General features: G+C 73.5%; 12 protein-coding genes. 8 read left to right on the forward strand and 4 right to left on the reverse strand.

The window, feature by feature from the left end; genetic code table 11:
- Positions 1-241 precede the first annotated feature (241 nt).
- The 4 genes from K7854_RS31805 to K7854_RS31820 are packed head-to-tail and all read left to right on the forward strand — an operon-like array spanning position 242 to position 4,505.
- Positions 242-3,013: a nitrate- and nitrite sensing domain-containing protein gene (locus K7854_RS31805; protein ID WP_226030020.1), complete on the forward strand. Its 2,772-nt coding sequence runs from the start codon at positions 242-244 to the stop codon at positions 3,011-3,013.
- Positions 3,010-3,444 carry a roadblock/LC7 domain-containing protein gene (locus K7854_RS31810; protein WP_076973433.1) on the forward strand — a complete coding sequence of 145 codons (435 nt, stop codon included), beginning with the start codon at positions 3,010-3,012 and terminating at the stop codon, positions 3,442-3,444. Before K7854_RS31805 ends, K7854_RS31810 begins: the two co-directional genes overlap by 4 nt.
- A 10-nt stretch (positions 3,445-3,454) precedes the next feature.
- The gene (locus K7854_RS31815) at positions 3,455-3,850 is read left to right on the forward strand and encodes a DUF742 domain-containing protein (protein ID WP_226030021.1); all 396 of its coding nucleotides are present in this window, start codon (positions 3,455-3,457) and stop codon (positions 3,848-3,850) included.
- A 49-nt stretch (positions 3,851-3,899) separates the two neighbouring features.
- Positions 3,900-4,505, forward strand: a complete 606-nt coding sequence (locus K7854_RS31820; RefSeq protein WP_226030022.1) for a GTP-binding protein — start codon at positions 3,900-3,902, stop codon at positions 4,503-4,505.
- A gap of 232 nt (positions 4,506-4,737) precedes the next feature.
- Here the strand turns inward: K7854_RS31820 and K7854_RS31825 are convergent, their stop codons facing one another.
- The gene (locus K7854_RS31825; RefSeq protein WP_226030023.1) at positions 4,738-6,363 is read right to left on the reverse strand and encodes a GGDEF domain-containing protein; all 1,626 of its coding nucleotides are present in this window, start codon (positions 6,361-6,363) and stop codon (positions 4,738-4,740) included.
- Positions 6,364-6,512: 149 nt separating this feature from the next.
- Between K7854_RS31825 and K7854_RS31830 the strand changes: the two genes are divergently transcribed.
- Both K7854_RS31830 and K7854_RS31835 read left to right on the forward strand, forming a co-directional pair.
- Entirely contained in the window at positions 6,513-7,337 is an 825-nt protein-coding gene (locus K7854_RS31830; protein WP_226030024.1) for a M15 family metallopeptidase, read from the forward strand.
- A gap of 47 nt (positions 7,338-7,384) precedes the next feature.
- The gene (locus tag K7854_RS31835) at positions 7,385-7,921 is read left to right on the forward strand and encodes an NUDIX domain-containing protein (protein WP_226030025.1); all 537 of its coding nucleotides are present in this window, start codon (positions 7,385-7,387) and stop codon (positions 7,919-7,921) included.
- Here the strand turns inward: K7854_RS31835 and K7854_RS31840 are convergent.
- Positions 7,912-10,287, reverse strand: coding sequence for a glycoside hydrolase family 31 protein (locus tag K7854_RS31840; protein WP_226030026.1), 2,376 nt, complete (start codon positions 10,285-10,287; stop codon positions 7,912-7,914). The two genes, K7854_RS31835 and K7854_RS31840, sit on opposite strands and share 10 nt — an antisense overlap.
- A 213-nt stretch (positions 10,288-10,500) precedes the next feature.
- Here K7854_RS31840 and K7854_RS31845 point away from each other — a divergent pair, with 213 nt between their 5' ends.
- On the forward strand, positions 10,501-12,477 hold the full coding sequence (locus tag K7854_RS31845) for an acetoacetate--CoA ligase (RefSeq protein WP_226030027.1): 1,977 nt from the start codon (positions 10,501-10,503) through the stop codon (positions 12,475-12,477).
- 121 nt (positions 12,478-12,598) lie between these two features.
- Complete coding sequence (locus K7854_RS31850; protein ID WP_226030028.1) at positions 12,599-13,501, forward strand: DUF8829 domain-containing protein; 903 nt, start codon at positions 12,599-12,601, stop codon at positions 13,499-13,501.
- An 84-nt stretch (positions 13,502-13,585) separates the two neighbouring features.
- Here the strand turns inward: K7854_RS31850 and ptsP are convergent, their stop codons facing one another.
- Positions 13,586-15,256, reverse strand: coding sequence for a phosphoenolpyruvate--protein phosphotransferase (ptsP, locus tag K7854_RS31855; RefSeq protein WP_226030029.1), 1,671 nt, complete (start codon positions 15,254-15,256; stop codon positions 13,586-13,588).
- Positions 15,257-15,342: 86 nt separating this feature from the next.
- Positions 15,343-15,792 carry a PTS sugar transporter subunit IIA gene (locus K7854_RS31860; RefSeq protein ID WP_226030030.1) on the reverse strand — a complete coding sequence of 150 codons (450 nt, stop codon included), beginning with the start codon at positions 15,790-15,792 and terminating at the stop codon, positions 15,343-15,345.
- Positions 15,793-16,112 lie beyond the last annotated feature (320 nt).

Raw genomic sequence — 16,112 nt, forward strand, 5'->3', positions numbered from 1 at the left:
CGCGCAGTCGAATAATTTCGGCCAATCCGCCCGTCGTGCCGCCCCGAGGGCCTCGGCCCCGTCGGCCGATCCCGGGAGGCAATCTCCCGCAATGACCGGACAACTGACCATCGCCGTTACCGGGTGCGGAAGTTCGGCCTCCGGACGGGTCTTCGAGTTACCTGTGTGTCAGTAGTAGGCTCGCGCCGTTTGTTGACGCACATGTGTGCCCCCGCAGTCGGGGGTCGAGCTGGGGGAGGCCATGCGCTTTCGCGGGAAGTCGATCCGCCGGAAGATCGTGGCGCTGCTCCTCGTGCCGCTGGTGTCCCTGACCGCGATCTGGGCCTTCGCCACGGTACTGACGGGCCGTGAGGCCGCCCGGCTGTTCAGCGTCTCCAACGTCGTCGAGGAGATCGGCTACCCGATCGAGGACACCGTCCGCGTCCTCCAGCAGGAACGCCGCCAGACCCTCGTCCACCTCGCCGACCCCCGCGCCTCCGACGGACTCGCCGACCTGCGGCGCAGCCGCACCGCCACCGACGACGCCGTCGCCAAGATCCGCCGCAACGCCGCCGACGCCGACGTGCGGGACGACCTCGGTCGGGCCGGGGAAGAGCGGCTCACCGCCGTACTGGACGCCCTCGACGGCCTCGGCTCCCTGCGCCGCAGCGTCGAGGACGGCACCGTCGACCGCGCCCAGGCCCTCGGCCTGTACAACCGCCTGGTCGACCCCTGCCACGACCTGCTCGCCAACCTCGACGTCGTCGACGACGTGGGCCTCGACAAGCAGTACCGCGCGCTGGTCAACGTCTCCCGCGCCCGGGAACTGCTCTCCCGGGAGGACGCCCTCCTCGGCTCCGCCCTGGTCACCGGGCGGCTCACCCGAGCGGAGACCCGGGACGTCTCGGACCTCGTCGCGCAGCGCACCGTGCTGTACGACATCAACCTGCCGCTGCTGCCCGCCACCGAACGCGGCCGCTACCAGCGCTTCTGGCAGAACGCCTCCTCCGCCCCGCTCCGGGTCGCCGAGCAGGCCGCCGTCTCCTCCGACGGCGGCATGCCGCGCGGAGTCACCGCCCAGAGCTGGGACACCGCCGCCGGAAGCGTCCTGAAGGAACTCGGCGACCTCGACGACCACGCCGCCGACCGCTACCAGGACCGCGTCGACCCGGTCGCCACCAGCACCATCGCCAAGGCCGTCGTCGCCGGAGCGCTCGGTCTGATCGCCCTGCTGTACTCCCTGTTCCTGTCCGTCCGCGTCGGCCGTTCCCTCATCCGCGACCTCAAGCAGCTGCGCCTGGAGGCCCACGAGGCGTCCGGCGTCCGCCTGCCCAGCGTGATGCGCCGCCTGTCGGCGGGCGAGGAGGTGGACGTCGAGACCGAGGTGCCGCGCCTGGAGTACGACCGGAACGAGATCGGCGAGGTCGGCCAGGCCCTCAACACCCTCCAGCGGGCCGCCGTGGAAGCCGCCGTCAAACAGGCCGAACTCCGTGCCGGCGTCTCCGAGGTCTTCGTCAACCTCGCGCGCCGCAGCCAGGTACTCCTGCACAAGCAGCTCACCCTCCTCGACACCATGGAGCGCCGGACCGAGGACACCGAGGAACTGGCCGACCTGTTCCGCCTGGACCACTTGACCACCCGTATGCGCCGGCACGCCGAGGGCCTGGTCATCCTCTCCGGCGCCGCACCCTCCCGGCAGTGGCGCAAGCCCGTCCAGCTCATGGACGTGGTGCGGGCCGCCGTCGCCGAGGTCGAGGACTACGAGCGCATCGAGGTGCGCAGGCTGCCGCGGGTCGCCGTCACCGGCCCCGCGGTCGCCGACCTCACCCACCTGGTGGCCGAACTCCTGGAGAACGCCACGGTGTTCTCGCCGCCGCACACCGCCGTCCAGGTGCTGGGCGAGCGCGTGGCCAACGGCTTCACCCTGGAGATCCACGACCGCGGCCTCGGGATGGCCGCCGACGCCCTCCTCGACGCCAACCTCCGGCTGGCCGAGACGCCCGAGTTCGAGCTGTCCGACACCGACCGGCTCGGCCTGTTCGTGGTCAGCCGGCTCGCCCAGCGGCAGAACGTCCGGGTGTCCCTGCAGCCCTCGCCCTACGGCGGCACCACCGCCGTCGTCTTCGTCCCCGACGCGCTGCTCAGCGACGACGCCCCGGACACCAACGGCGTCGGCTTCCGCCTCGACCGCCCCCAGCAGGCCAAGGAGAAGGAGCGGGCCGACAACCGCCGCTCCGCCCTCTCGCACGTGCCCGCGCGACTCCCGGAGCGGCCGGCCGCCCTGCTGGACGGGCCGGTCGAACTGGAGGCGCCCGTCGACCTGGACGCCCTCGACGGACTCCCGGCCGCCCTCGACGACCAGGAGAGCGAACGCGGCGGCCTGTTCCGCCCCCGCCGCTCCCTGGCCGCGGCCGACGACGACCGGGCCGCCCGGCGCACCGGCCCGCGACGCCCCGAGTCCCGACCCGGTGACGACCCGCCGGCCGAGGACGCGCCCGAGGAGAACGCACCGGTCGCGCTGCCCCGCCGCCGCACCCCCAAGCTGGTCAGCTCGCACGGGCGCCCCGTCCCCGAACGGAGCGACCGCGACAGCGCCGAGGAGCCGCCCGCCACCGGCGCGGACCGGACGCAGACCCCGACCGCGTCCCGCCCCCGAGCGGACGAACTGCCCGCCCTGCCCGCCCGCCGCCGCGGGGACCGCACCGCCGACCGCACCGCGGGCCCCGCGACCGATCGCGGCGACGCCGTGCCCCGCGCGCGCGAGGACGCCCCCGTCGCGGACGCCGGGGCCGGCGCGCTGCCCCGCCGGGTACGGCAGGCCAGCCTGGCGCCCCAGCTCCGGCAGAGCCCCGAACCGGCCACCGAGGACCGCTCCGACCCCGCCGACCGTGACGCCGACGAGGTACGCAGCCGTATGGCCTCGCTCCAGCGCGGCTGGCAGCGCGGCCGCAAGGAGAACGCCGCGGGTGACGACCCACCCGGCGGCACAGCACCATCAGCACCACGAGGAACGACTAAGGGGGACGGTCGATGACCGCACCGAAGGCGACCGGCCACACCGCGACCAAGTCCGGGGAGCTGAACTGGCTCCTCGACGACCTGGTGGACCGCGTCGCGAGCATCCGCAAGGCCGTCGTGCTGTCCGGCGACGGCCTGGCCACGGGTGTGTCCAAGGACCTGACCAGGGAGGACAGCGAGCACCTGGCCGCCGTGGCGTCCGGGTTCCACAGCCTCGCCAAGGGCGTGGGCCGGCACTTCGAGGCGGGCAGCGTCCGGCAGACGGTCGTCGAACTCGACGACGCCTTCCTGTTCGTCACGGCCGCGGGCGACGGGAGCTGCCTGGCCGTCCTGTCCGACGCCGACTCGGACGTCGGACAGGTCGCCTACGAGATGACCCTGCTCGTCAAGCGGGTCGGCGTGCACCTGGGCACCGCGCCGCGCACCGATCTGCCCTCGGGCGGGTAAGTGGGATGACATGAGCGCAGACGGTCAGGGAAGAAACCACTGGTTCGACGACGAGGCCGGCCCCGTCGTCCGCCCGTACGCCATGACGCGCGGCCGCACCACCAGCGCGGCCCAGCACCGCCTCGACCTGATCGCGGTGGTCGTCACGGAACCCCACGCGGACGATCCCGAGGCGGACGTCACCCTCTCCCCGGAGCACGTGGACATCGTCGGCCTGTGCCGCGAGAGCCCGCAGTCGGTCGCCGAACTCGCCGCCGAACTCGACCTGCCCGTCGGGGTCGTGCGGGTCCTGGTCGGCGACCTCGTGGACATCGAACTCGTGCACGTCAACCGGCCCGTGCCGCCGGCCGAACTGCCGGACGAGAACATTCTGCGCGATGTGATCAACGGGTTGAGGGCACTGTGAGCCGGCCCCCGGGCGCGTCGGGCGGCGGCACGTTGAGGAGAAGAGATCGATGATCTTCGGGCGTTCTCAGCGCGGCAAGCCGCCGGTCGAGCCCGTCACGCTCAAGATCCTGGTGGCCGGCGGGTTCGGCGTGGGCAAGACCACCCTCGTCGGCGCGGTCAGCGAGATCAGGCCGCTGCGCACCGAGGAACTGCTCACCGAGGCCGGGCGGCCCGTCGACGACGTCAGCGGGGTGGAGGGCAAGCACACCACCACGGTCGCCATGGACTTCGGACGGATCACCCTGCGCGAGGACCTGGTGCTGTACCTCTTCGGCACGCCCGGCCAGGAGCGGTTCTGGTTCATGTGGGACGAGCTGTCCGAGGGCGCGCTGGGCGCCGTCGTCCTCGCCGACACCCGGCGCCTGGAGGACTGCTTCGCCGCCGTCGACTACTTCGAGCGGCGCTCCATCCCGTTCGTGGTCGGCGTCAACTGCTTCGAGGGAGCGGCGCGCTACCCGGCCGAGACCGTCCGCCAGGCCCTCGACCTCGACGCGGACGTGCCCCTGGTGATGTGCGACGCCCGGGACCGGGAGTCCGTCAAGGAGGTCCTCATCGGCGTCGTCCAGCACGCGATGACCCAGGCGGCGGACCGCCGCCGAGCCGTCACGACCTGAGCCCCGCCGCCGTAGCGCGGCGGGCGCCCGGCGTCGCCGCCGCCTCGGTCCCCTCCTCCCACGCCCCGACCGCTCGGCCGAGGCCTTCCTCCGCCCCCGGGCCCGGGCAGGCCCGTCCCCGCGCACCGAAGTCTCCGGGCCGGGCGGCCCCGGCACAGAGCCCGGCGGGCGTCGGGCCGCCGACCGCACGGGTGCCCCGCCCGGCCTGCGACCCGCCCGCGCGGCTCCTGGCTCAGCCCGCCGGCGCCGTCGTCCGGTCCGTGCCGCGCCTGACCTCGTGACCCGGTGCCTCCGCCCGGCCCAGCACCCAACTCGCCCCGCGCAACGCCTTCGCCGCCTTCTTCAACGGCGCCAGGTGGGCCGCCGCCCGCCGGTGGTCCGGCACGCTGCCCGGCGCGCACAGGACCGTCGCCAAGGACAGCGTCACCGGCAGGCCGCCCGCCGACCACGGCACGTCCAGCACCGCGGCGGCCAGCGGATCCAGTCCTTCCGGATCGCTGAGCACCAGGAAGTCGTCCCCGCCGATGTGACCCACGCGGGTCTCCCCGGCCGCCGTCCGCAGCAGCGCCCGCCCGACCGCCCGGATCAGCTCGTCCCCCGCGGCGAACCCGGCCCCGTCGTTGACCTGTTTGAAGTGGTCCACGTCGAGCCAGCTCAGCGCGAACGCCCGCCCGGCCGCGATGCGCCGGTCCACCTCGGCCGTGATCGCGTCCGAACCGGGCAGCCGGGTCAGCGGATTGAGCCCGGCCGCCTCCTCCACCCGGCTCTCCGCCAACGCCCGCACCAGGTCCGCGAGCCGTACGACACCCACGCACCGACCGCGCGCGTCCACGACGGCCACGTCGTCCGACGTACGGTTCGGGCCCCCTACGGCGACCACGTCCAGCACCTCCCAGGCCGTCGCGTCGACGCCCACGACCCGCGGTGGATCACCGAGCTTGGCGGCCGGCCGGTCGGCGTACAGGGCGTGCCCGTAGCGCCCCGACATCGACAGCAGGAAGCGGGAGCGGTGCACCGAGCGCACCGGAACCCCGTCCCGGTCGACCAGCAGCACCCCGGACACGTCCGGCGCCCCGGTCAGCAGCGCCCGCACCCGCCCCGCCGAGGCCGTCACCGGCAACAGCGCGGCCGGCCGGACGAACTGCGCCACCGGCGGCCCCGACCGGGACGCCGGCACGAGGCCGGGGGAGCCCGGCGGAACGTACACGTCCACCGTGGGCAGCCGCGCGGGCGGCGCGAACAGCTCGCCCTGCGCCAACTGCGCCCCCGCCGCCCGCGCGACGCGGCACTGGGCCTCCGTCTCCACGCCCTCGACGGCCAGCAGCGCCCCCGACTCCTCGCACAGCACCCGCATCGCCCGTACGGCAGCCGGCCGCGCCAGCAGCGACGCGTCGAGCTTCACCAGCTCCGGCGCCAGATCCGTCAGCAGCCGCAACGGCGCGTCCCCGTCACCGACCCCGTCCGCGCAGATCCGGAACCCCTGCCGCCGCAAGGCGGCCACCGCGTCGAGCAGGGCCTGCCGCGGCACGTGCGTGTAGGGCGGACACACGTCCAGTGTCACCTCCCACGGGAGCCGTCCCGCCTCGCGCACGGCGTCGTGCAGGGGCTGGAGACCTCCCAGGTCGGCGAGCGTGCCCGCGAACACGTTGACGTGCAGCGGCAGCAGCGTCTCCCGGCGCACCGCCGCGCGCAGCGCCGACACCGCGAGCAGACCGTCGAGTTCGGGATCGCGTCGCGCCTCGGCGAGCACGTCACCGGTCTCCGGCCGGGCCAGTATCTCCAGCGCCGCGACCCCGCCGGTCGTCAGGTTGACCACCGGCTGGAAGGCGAAGCGGAGAGTGTCCGTCCAGGAGCGCACGGGAGCAGGATGGCCCGACGGCCCCGCGCCCGGGCCCAGTTCACGCGACGTTCACGCAGGATTCCCGCGCGCTCACGCAGCGTATGGCCGGCGTGTCGCAGCGCCGCCCACTTCCCCCGCCGCGCCCCACCCTGATAGATGCAGGGGACATGACACGACTCTCCGCCGCGCTCCGCGGTCTGGTCACCACCGTCGCCGCCCTGCTCGCCGTCACCTCCCTCCCCGCCGCGGCAGCCCCCGCCGCCGCCCAGGTCCGCCCCGACCCCAGGGCGCCGGAGGACTTCGTCGCCCTGCGCAGCGTCGATGCGACGATCATCGAAGAGATGCGCTACGTCACCGCGCACAACTTCGTCGGCGAGCGCGTCGACGGTTACCGGCAGCCCCTGTGCATCCTCACCCGCCCCGCGGCCGAGGCCCTCCACCGCGCCCAGACCCGGCTGCTGCGCCAGGGCTACTCCCTCAAGGTGTACGACTGCTACCGCCCGCAGCGCGCCGTCGACCACTTCGTCCGCTGGGCCGAGGACCTCGACGACCAGGCCATGAAGGCCGAGTTCTACCCGGACGTCGACAAGACCCGCCTGTTCGCCGACGGCTACATCGCCGAGAAGTCCGGCCACAGCCGCGGTTCGACCATGGACCTCACCCTCGTCCGGCTCCCGGCGAGGCCCACCCGCCCGTACCACCCCGGACAGCCCCTGGTGCCCTGCTACGCGCCACAGGACGAGCGCTTCCCCGACAACTCCGTCGACATGGGTACCGGTTACGACTGCTTCGACACCCGCTCGCACACCCTCGACCCCCGCGTCCAGGGCGCCCAGCGCGCCAACCGGCTGCTGCTCAAGGACACCCTGGAGGACGTCGGCCTGGTCAACCTCCCCGAGGAGTGGTGGCACTTCACGTACAAGCCCGAGCCGTACCCGGACACCTACTTCGACTTCCCGGTCTCCGCGAAGTCGCTCGCCGGCCGCCGCTGACCGGCCTGCCGGAGGCGTCCACTCCGTGATCGGATACAGTCCGCCGCGTGTCCGAAACTGAAACCTCCGTTCCCAACTCCGCGCCCGACTCCCACTGTTCGAGCTGCGGATCGCCCTACGGAGAGGGCGTCTCCGGCTGGCCCCGCACCTGCCCCGCGTGCGGCACGGTGGCCTACCGCAACCCACTGCCGGTCGCGGTGGCCCTCCAGCCCGTGTACGACACGCAGGGCACCGCCCTGGTCGTCATCACCCGCACCGTGGCCCCCGCCCTCGGGGGCGTCGCCCTGCCCGGCGGCTACGTCGACGACCGCGAGGACTGGCGCCAGGCCGTCGTCCGCGAACTCAAGGAGGAGACCGGCATCGACGCGGCGAGCCGCGACGTACGCCTCGCCGACGCCATGAGCTCGCCCGACGGCCACCTGCTGCTCTTCGGGCTGCTGCCCGAACGGCCCGCCGAGGGCCTGCCGCCCTCCGCCGCCACGGACGAGACCGAGGGATGGCACCTGCTGCGCGGGGCGGAGGAGCTGGCCTTCCCGCTCCACACCCGGGCCGTACGGGCCTTCTTCGAGGGTCGCTACATCTGAGCCGCGGGCTCGGCCAGCCCCCGGACGCGGACCGGGCAGGACGGCTCGCTCAGACCGTCCTCGCCCTCCCGTTCCACGACCACCCGCGGCCCCTCCCAGCGGGACACGTACCGTTCGATCTCCGGTTCCACCCAGCCGTCGCCCGCGTCCGGCACGACCAGCCCACCGCCGGTCCGCCCCCGCGCGGGCGCCCACACCTCCAGCTCCGGCGTGCCGTCCTCCCCGCGCACCGGAACCACCGCTCCCGCGCGCGCGAACACCGGAATCCGCGCCCGGGGGGCGTCGACCAGCACCTGCGCCGGCCCCTCGTACGCCCGCTCCGTCGCCACGTCGTACCAGCGCCCCCGCGGCAACCGCACCGCACGCCGGTCCGCCCCGGCATCGAGCACCGGGGCCACCAGCAGACAGTCGCCCAGCAGAAAGGCGTCCTCGCAGTCCCGCAGCGCCCGGTCCTCCGGCGCCTGCCACCACAGGGGACGCACATACGGAGCACCGGTGCGCCGGGCCAGGTGCGCCAGCGTCACGAAGTACGGCAGCAGCCGCCGCCGCCCGACGAGCGCCGCGCGCGCGTGCTCCACCACCTCGGCCCCGAACGCCCACGGCTCCCGCCGCCCCGACCGCGCCCCTGAGGAGGTGCGGAACAACGGCAGATGGGCGGCCAGCTGCAACCACCGCAGCCACAGCTCCGGCGACGCACTCCCCGCGGCGCCGCCCACGTCCACCCCCGCGAACGGCACCCCGCACAGCCCGAGCCCCAGCACCTGCGCCAGCGACGCCCGCAACCCCGGCCAGCCCGGGGCCACGCCCCCGGACCAGACGCCGCCGTAACGCTGCAGGCCGGCCCAGCCGGAACGGGACAGGACCAACGGCCGCTCGTCGGGCGTCAGCGCCCGCAGCCCCTCGTACCCGGCCCGCGCCATGCACAGCGCGTAGACGTTGTGCGCCTCCCGGTGGTCGCCGCCCCCGCCCTCCAGCGCGTGCCGGGCCGAGCGCGGCAACGTCGGCTCCCCGAAGGCGGCGAACGACGTCGGCGCGTCCAGGTCGTGCCAGACCCCGGCGAACCCCCGCCCCAGCCGCTCCTCGTGGAGCCCGCCCCACCACTCCCGCGTCCCCGCCCGCGTGAAGTCCGGGAACACCACCTCCCCGGGCCGTCCCACCCCGCGCACCACCGCCCCGGCGGCGTCCCGCACGAACACGTCCGCGCGCGTCCCGCCGTCGTACACCGCGGTGCCCGGCGCGCGCGGAACCGCCGGTTCGACGGCCGACACCAGCCGGACGCCCTCCCGGCGCAGCTCCTCGGCGAGCACGGGCAGCTTCGGGAAGCGCTCCTCGTCGACCGTGAACACCTGTTGGGCATCGGTGTGCCCCAGCCCCAGATGCACCGCGTCCAGCGGCAGATCACGCTCCTGGTGACCGGCCACGACCCGCCTCAGGTCCTGCTCGTCGCCCGAGCCCCACCACGCGTGCTGATGCCCGAGCGCCCACGCCGGCGGCAGCGCGGGCGCGCCGGTCAGCGACGCCCAGGTCAGCAGCGCACGGGCGGGCGTACCCACCGTCACCCAGCACCGCAGCGGCCCGCCGTCCATCCGCAGCACACTGCGCCCCGGCCGGTCGTGCCCCGATCCGGCCCCCTCCTCACCCTCCCGCAGCACCACCGTGCCGTCCCACGCGCTGTCGTGGAAGACCAGGTGCGTACCCGCGTCCGCCACCACCAGCTGCACCGGCATCGTGACGGCCGAGGCGCCCTCGGCGGAGGGGGACGGGCCGGGACCGGTGTTCCACAGCCGGTACGTGCCGTCCCGCAGCCGGGGACCCGCCGACCGGCCGCCGAGCCCGAAGAACCGGGCGTCGGCCGCCACCTCCGACCGCTGCGTCCAGCGCGCGGGACCGCCGTCGACCGGCTCCCACCAGCGGGGCGGCAGCTCACGCCGCAGGACCACACCCCCGGGCGTACGCACCTCCACCGCGCCGTGCCGGGACACGGCCACCGTCGCCCGCTCCGCCACCACCCGCCAGCCGCCGTCCTTGTCCGGCTCCAGCACCGCCCGCGGATCCGGCTCCGGACAATGGCCCGCCAACGCGTAGGACGGCTCCGGGCCGGCCCCGTCCCAGCCCCAGAACACGGCTCCGTTCACCGCGACGAGGATCCGCAGCTCCGAACGCCCGAACCGCACCACACCGCCCCCTGGCCCCGGCTCCACCTCCCGCATCGGACCCGGCACCCGCGCCCGCTCCGCACCGCGCGGCGGCAGCCCGGCCGCATCGACACGCCGCCTGCGCCACGCCGCCCGTACCGTACGCAACCCCTGCGCCATCCCCCCGGAACCCACCGTCTTCATCGAACGCACCAGGTCACGACCGTCCATGCTGCTCACCCTGCCACCGACCGGCGCGTGCGGGGGCGTCGTTCAACTGCCGTTCACCCGTGACCGGACCACATCTTCATGTCGCCGACTATGTGGGCCGCGCCCTGGTGTGGAAGTCGATCACATGGCATCGTCCCTGTCAGCCGCGTCACGCGCACACCCCGGCCCGTGCGCGGAGGACGCACACGACGCGCACAGTCCGGGAGTCGCCCCATGCCGACCGAGAATTCCCAGCCGCTCTGGCAGCCGGATGCACGACGCATTGCCGAGGCCCGCATCACCAGGTTCCAGACCTGGGCCGCCGAGCACCACGGCGCCCCCGCCACGGGCGGGTACGCCGCCCTGCACCGCTGGTCCGTCGACGAGCTGGAGACCTTCTGGAAGGCCGTCACCCAGTGGTTCGACGTCCGCTTCTCGACCCCCTACGCGCGCGTGCTCGGCGACCGCACGATGCCCGGCGCCCAGTGGTTCCCCGGCGCCACCCTGAACTACGCCGAACACGCCCTGCGCGCGGCCGACACCCGCGCGGACGAGCCGGCCCTCCTGTACGTCGACGAGACCCACGAACCGAGCCCGGTCACCTGGACCGAGCTGCGCCGCCAGGTCGGCTCACTCGCCGCCGAACTGCGCGCCCTCGGCGTACGCCCCGGCGACCGCGTCAGCGGCTACCTCCCCAACATCCCGCAGGCCGTGGTCGCCCTCCTCGCCACCGCCGCCGTGGGCGGAGTCTGGACCTCCTGCGCGCCCGACTTCGGCGCCCGCAGCGTCCTGGACCGCTTCCAGCAGGTCGAACCCGTCGTCCTGTTCACCGTCGACGGCTACCGCTACGGCGGCAAGGAACACGACCGCCGCGACACCGTCGCCGAACTCCGCCGGGAACTGCCCACCCTCCGCGCGGTGATCCACATCCCGCTCCTCGGCACCGAGGCGCCCGACGGCGCGCTGGACTGGGGAGCCCTGACCGCCGCCGACACGGAGCCCGTGTTCGAGCCGGTGCCCTTCGACCACCCCCTGTGGGTGCTCTACTCCTCCGGCACCACCGGTCTTCCCAAGGCCATCGTCCAGTCCCAGGGCGGCATCCTCGTCGAGCACCTCAAACAGCTCGGCCTGCACTGCGACCTCGGCCCCGAGGACCGCTTCTTCTGGTACACCTCCACCGGCTGGATGATGTGGAACTTCCTCGTCTCCGGCCTGCTCACCGGCAGCACGATCGTCCTCTACGACGGCAGCCCCGGCTTCCCGGCCACGGACGCCCAGTGGCGCATCGCCGAACGCACCGGCGCCACCCTCTTCGGCACCTCCGCCGCCTACGTCATGGCCTGCCGCAAGGCCGACGTCCACCCGGCCCGCGACCTGGACCTCTCCGCGATCCAGTGCGTCGCCACCACCGGCTCCCCGCTCCCGCCCGACGGCTTCCGCTGGCTGCACGACGAGTTCGCCGCGAGCGGCGCCGACCTGTGGATCGCCTCCGTCAGCGGCGGCACCGACGTCTGCTCCTGCTTCGCGGGCGCCGTCCCCACCCTCCCGGTCCACATCGGCGAACTCCAGGCACCCGGCCTCGGCACCGACCTCCAGTCCTGGGACCCGAGCGGCAACCCCCTCACCGACGAGGTCGGCGAGCTGGTCGTCACCAATCCCATGCCCTCGATGCCGATCCGCTTCTGGAACGACCCCGACGGCAGCCGTTACCACGACAGCTACTTCGACACCTACCCCGGCGTCTGGCGGCACGGCGACTGGATCACCCTCACCTCCCGCGGCTCCGTCGTCATCCACGGCCGCTCCGACTCCACCCTCAACCGGCAGGGCGTCCGCATGGGCTCCGCCGACATCTACGAAGCCGTCGAGCGGCTCCCGGAGATCAAGGAGTCCCTCGTCATCGGCATCGAACAGCCCGACGGCGGCTACTGGATGCCCCTCTTCGTGCACCTGGCACCCGGGGCCGCCCTCGACGACGCCCTCCTGGACCGCATCAAGCAGACCATCCGCGCGAACCTGTCCCCGCGCCACGTCCCCGACGAGGTCATCGAGGTGCCAGGCATCCCGCACACCCTGACCGGCAAACGCATCGAGGTCCCGGTCAAGCGCCTCCTCCAGGGCACCCCCCTGGACAAGGCCGTCAACCCCGGCTCCATCGACAACCTCGACCTGCTGCACTTCTACGAGGACCTCGCCCGCAAACGCTCCTGACCAGGACACCGACGAGCCGGCCGCCCCGAACAGCGGCCGGCTCCCCGCGCCCGCCCGACGCCGTTGTCAGTGCCGCCGATTACTGTGAGTGAGCATTGATCGACCGTGCACAGGGGGAAACATGGCGTACACCGACCAGACCGACCACACCATGCGACGCGTCCTGCGCCGCGAGATCGCCGGCACCATCGGACTGCTCACCGACGAGCACGACTTCCGCGCCATGCGGCGCTACCGCAGCTTCACCTTCCACGACCACACCGCCTACCTCCACCAGGTCGAAGCCCTCCTCAGGGCACGCGCGGCACAGGGCACGCACACCACGGTCGCGCTCTTCGACCCGCAGGAGTACGCCGACTACTGCACGGCCGCGGGCCTCGACGCCGACGCTCCCGCCAGCCGCGCCCGCTTCACCGCCGAACTCGCCGCCCACGGCCCCACCGTGCCCTACGAGGGCCAACCCCTCGCCGACCTGCTCCCGACCCTGGTCGACGAAGCCGTCCGCCAGGCCACCTGGGAGTACACGTCCACCCTGCTCGCCCGCCTCGGCGACTGCGCCACCTGCGGCGAGGACCTCGGCCGGGCCGCCTTCACCCGCGCCACCCGCCTCCTGCGCCGCGTCCTCGAAACGGCACCACCGGGCAGCCGGCACCTGGTCTGCAGCGTCGCGGGCCATCCCGAGGAGACCCTGTCCTCCGTCCTCCTCGTCGACACGGAGAGCGACGGCACCCAGCGCATCGACGAGGCCGAGGCCCTGGAGTTCACCAGCGTCCTCGCCCTCGGCCTGGCCACCCACAGCCCCGGCGGACTCGTCATGCGGATCAGCAGCCCCAGCGGCCCCGACCGCATCCACGGCTGGCGCCTGCGGGGATACGGCCTCGAACCCCTCACCGCCGCCGAGGTCTTCGACGCCTACTGCACCGACGTCGAGTCCGGCGACCTGATCTCCCCGGAATCCAACGTCGACTACTGCGCACCGCCCGACCTCGGAGACGACCGCATGCCACCGGGACACCACCACTGAACGCGGGCGGGGCGCCCCACCCGAAGGCGGAACGCCCCGCACCACATCGACAACGGCAGCGACGACCACGGCCGCCCCCGGCTCCTACTCGCCGGACAGCACCGCCTGCGCGGCGTTCCGCGCCTCCTCGGCGCTGTCCGCCGCCCGGGCCGCAGCCGCGGCCCGCTCGCACTGCGCCAGCGTGAACTTCGCCAACGTCGCCCGCACATACGGCAGCGACGCCGCACCCATGGACAGGGAGGTGACACCGAGACCGGTCAGCACACACGCCAGCAGCGGATCCGACGCGGCCTCACCGCAGACACCGCAGCTCTTGCCCTCGGCCTTCGCCGCCTCGGCCGACAGCGCGACCAGATCGAGCAGCGCCGGCTGCCACGGGTCCTGCAACCGGGACACCGCGCCCACCTGACGGTCGGCGGCGAAGGTGTACTGCGCGAGGTCGTTCGTCCCCAGCGACAGGAACTCGACCTCCTGCAGCACCGAACGGGCCCGCAGCGCGGCCGACGGGATCTCCACCATCGCGCCGAACTTCGCCCGCAGCCCGGCCTCCCGGCATGCGTCGGCGAACGCCTTGGCATCGGCCCGGTCCGCCACCATCGGCGCCATGACCTCGAGGTAGACCGGCAGGCCCTCCGCCGCCTTCGCCAGCGCCGTCAGCTGCGTACGCAGCACGTCCGGGTGATCGAGCAGCGTCCGCAGGCCCCGCACACCGAGCGCGGGGTTCGGCTCGTCACCGGGGGTCAGGAAGTCCAGCGGCTTGTCGGCGCCCGCGTCCAGCACCCGGACCACGACCCGGCCCTCCGGGAACGCCTCAAGCACCTGACGGTAGGCGGTGACCTGCTTCTCCTCCGACGGCGCGTTCTGGCTGTCGTCGAGGAACAGGAACTCGGTCCGGAACAGGCCGACGCCCTCCGCGCCCGCCTCGACCGCCGCGGGCACGTCGGCGGGACCACCGATGTTCGCCAGCAGCGGCACCTTGTGACCGTCCGAGGTCGCGCCCGGCCCCGTCGCGGCGGCCAGCGCGGCCTTGCGTTCGGCGGCCTCGGCCGTCAGCCGCGCCTTCTTCTCCTCACCGGGATTCACGAAGATCTCACCGGTGCTCCCGTCCACGGCGACGACGGTGCCCTCGGGAATCTCGCCCGCGCCCGGCAGGGCCACCACGGCAGGCACGCCGAGCGCCCGCGCGAGAATCGCGCTGTGGCTGGTCGGCCCGCCCTCCTCGGTGACGAAGCCCAGGACGAGCGTCGGGTCGAGCAGCGCGGTGTCGGCAGGCGCCAGATCCCGCGCGATGAGGACGTACGGCTCGTCGCTGTCCGGAACGCCCGGCATCGGCACCCCCAGCAGCCTGGCGACGATACGATTCCGCACGTCGTCGAGGTCGGCCACGCGACCGGCCAGGTACTCCCCGGCACCGGCCAGCAGGGCGCGGTAGGCGGCGAAGGCGTCGTACACGGCACGCTCGGCAGTGCTGCCGACCGTGATCCGCCGCTCGACGTCGGCCAGCAGCTCGGGGTCCTGGGCCATCATGGCCTGCGCCTCGAGCACGGCCTGGGCCTCGCCCCCGGCCAGATTGCCGCGCGCCATCAGATCGGCAGCCACAGCCTCCACGGCCTTGCGGGCGCGCCCCTGCTCGCGCTCCGCGTCCTCGGCCGGAATCTGCTTCGCCGGCGGCTCCAGGACCGCCGTCCCCATGTGCCGAACCTCGCCGATCGCCACACCGTGGCTCACGCCGACGCCTCGCAGCGTTGTCTCCATCTCACCCGTCCCGATAGTGCGGCGGGTCCCGCCGCCGCGGTGGTTGTCCTACCAGCCGTCGAAGCCGTCGTGTCACGGCATCGGCGTCACTTCCAGAGGAAGAGACTCTCGCCGGCCTTCACGTCGCCGTCCTCACGGAGTTCGGTGAGCGCCTCGGCCGTGGCCTCCAGGGCCACGATCGGGCAGATCGGCGACTTGCCCGCGGCCTCGACCGCGGCCGGGTCCCAGCGCACCACGCCCTGACCGCGCTCGACGGTGTCGCCCTTGTTCACGAGCAGCTCGAAGCCCTCGCCGTTGAGCTGCACGGTGTCGATGCCGAGATGGGTCAGTACACCGTGCCCGCTCGCGTCGACGACGACGAAGGCGTGCGGGTGCAGGGAAACGATGACGCCGTCGACCGGAGCGACCGCCTCGGAAGCCTCCCGCACGGGGTCGATGGCGGTGCCCGGGCCGACCATGGCCCCGGAGAAGACGGGATCGGGCACAGCGGCCAGGCCGATGGCGCGTCCTGCGAGCGGGGACGAGACGGTGGTCATGGGAAGCCTCCCAGGGCGGAGATCTGTACGGGCCGTCACTGCCTGTCCCGGACGGCACACTGAGCAGCAGGGTATGTCATAGGAAGTACCGGTTCCGCATGAGTGTTCCGATTAGAGGTCTAGACCACACTCCTCACGGATTTGCACCCGTTCTGCGGCTCCGTGTACAGTCGTTAGTCCTGCCTGAGGTTGAGCGATGCACAGCAAGGCGTCCTCGCCCCGGCAGTACCCAACTCATCAGATCCTATCGCTGGATCACCTTCTGCATGCCCGCGGGACGGTGGTCAAGAGCACCGGGAAAGCCTGATAGTGTTGGAAAC

Source organism: Streptomyces hyderabadensis, from assembly GCF_020404845.1.
Classification (GTDB): domain Bacteria; phylum Actinomycetota; class Actinomycetes; order Streptomycetales; family Streptomycetaceae; genus Streptomyces; species Streptomyces hyderabadensis.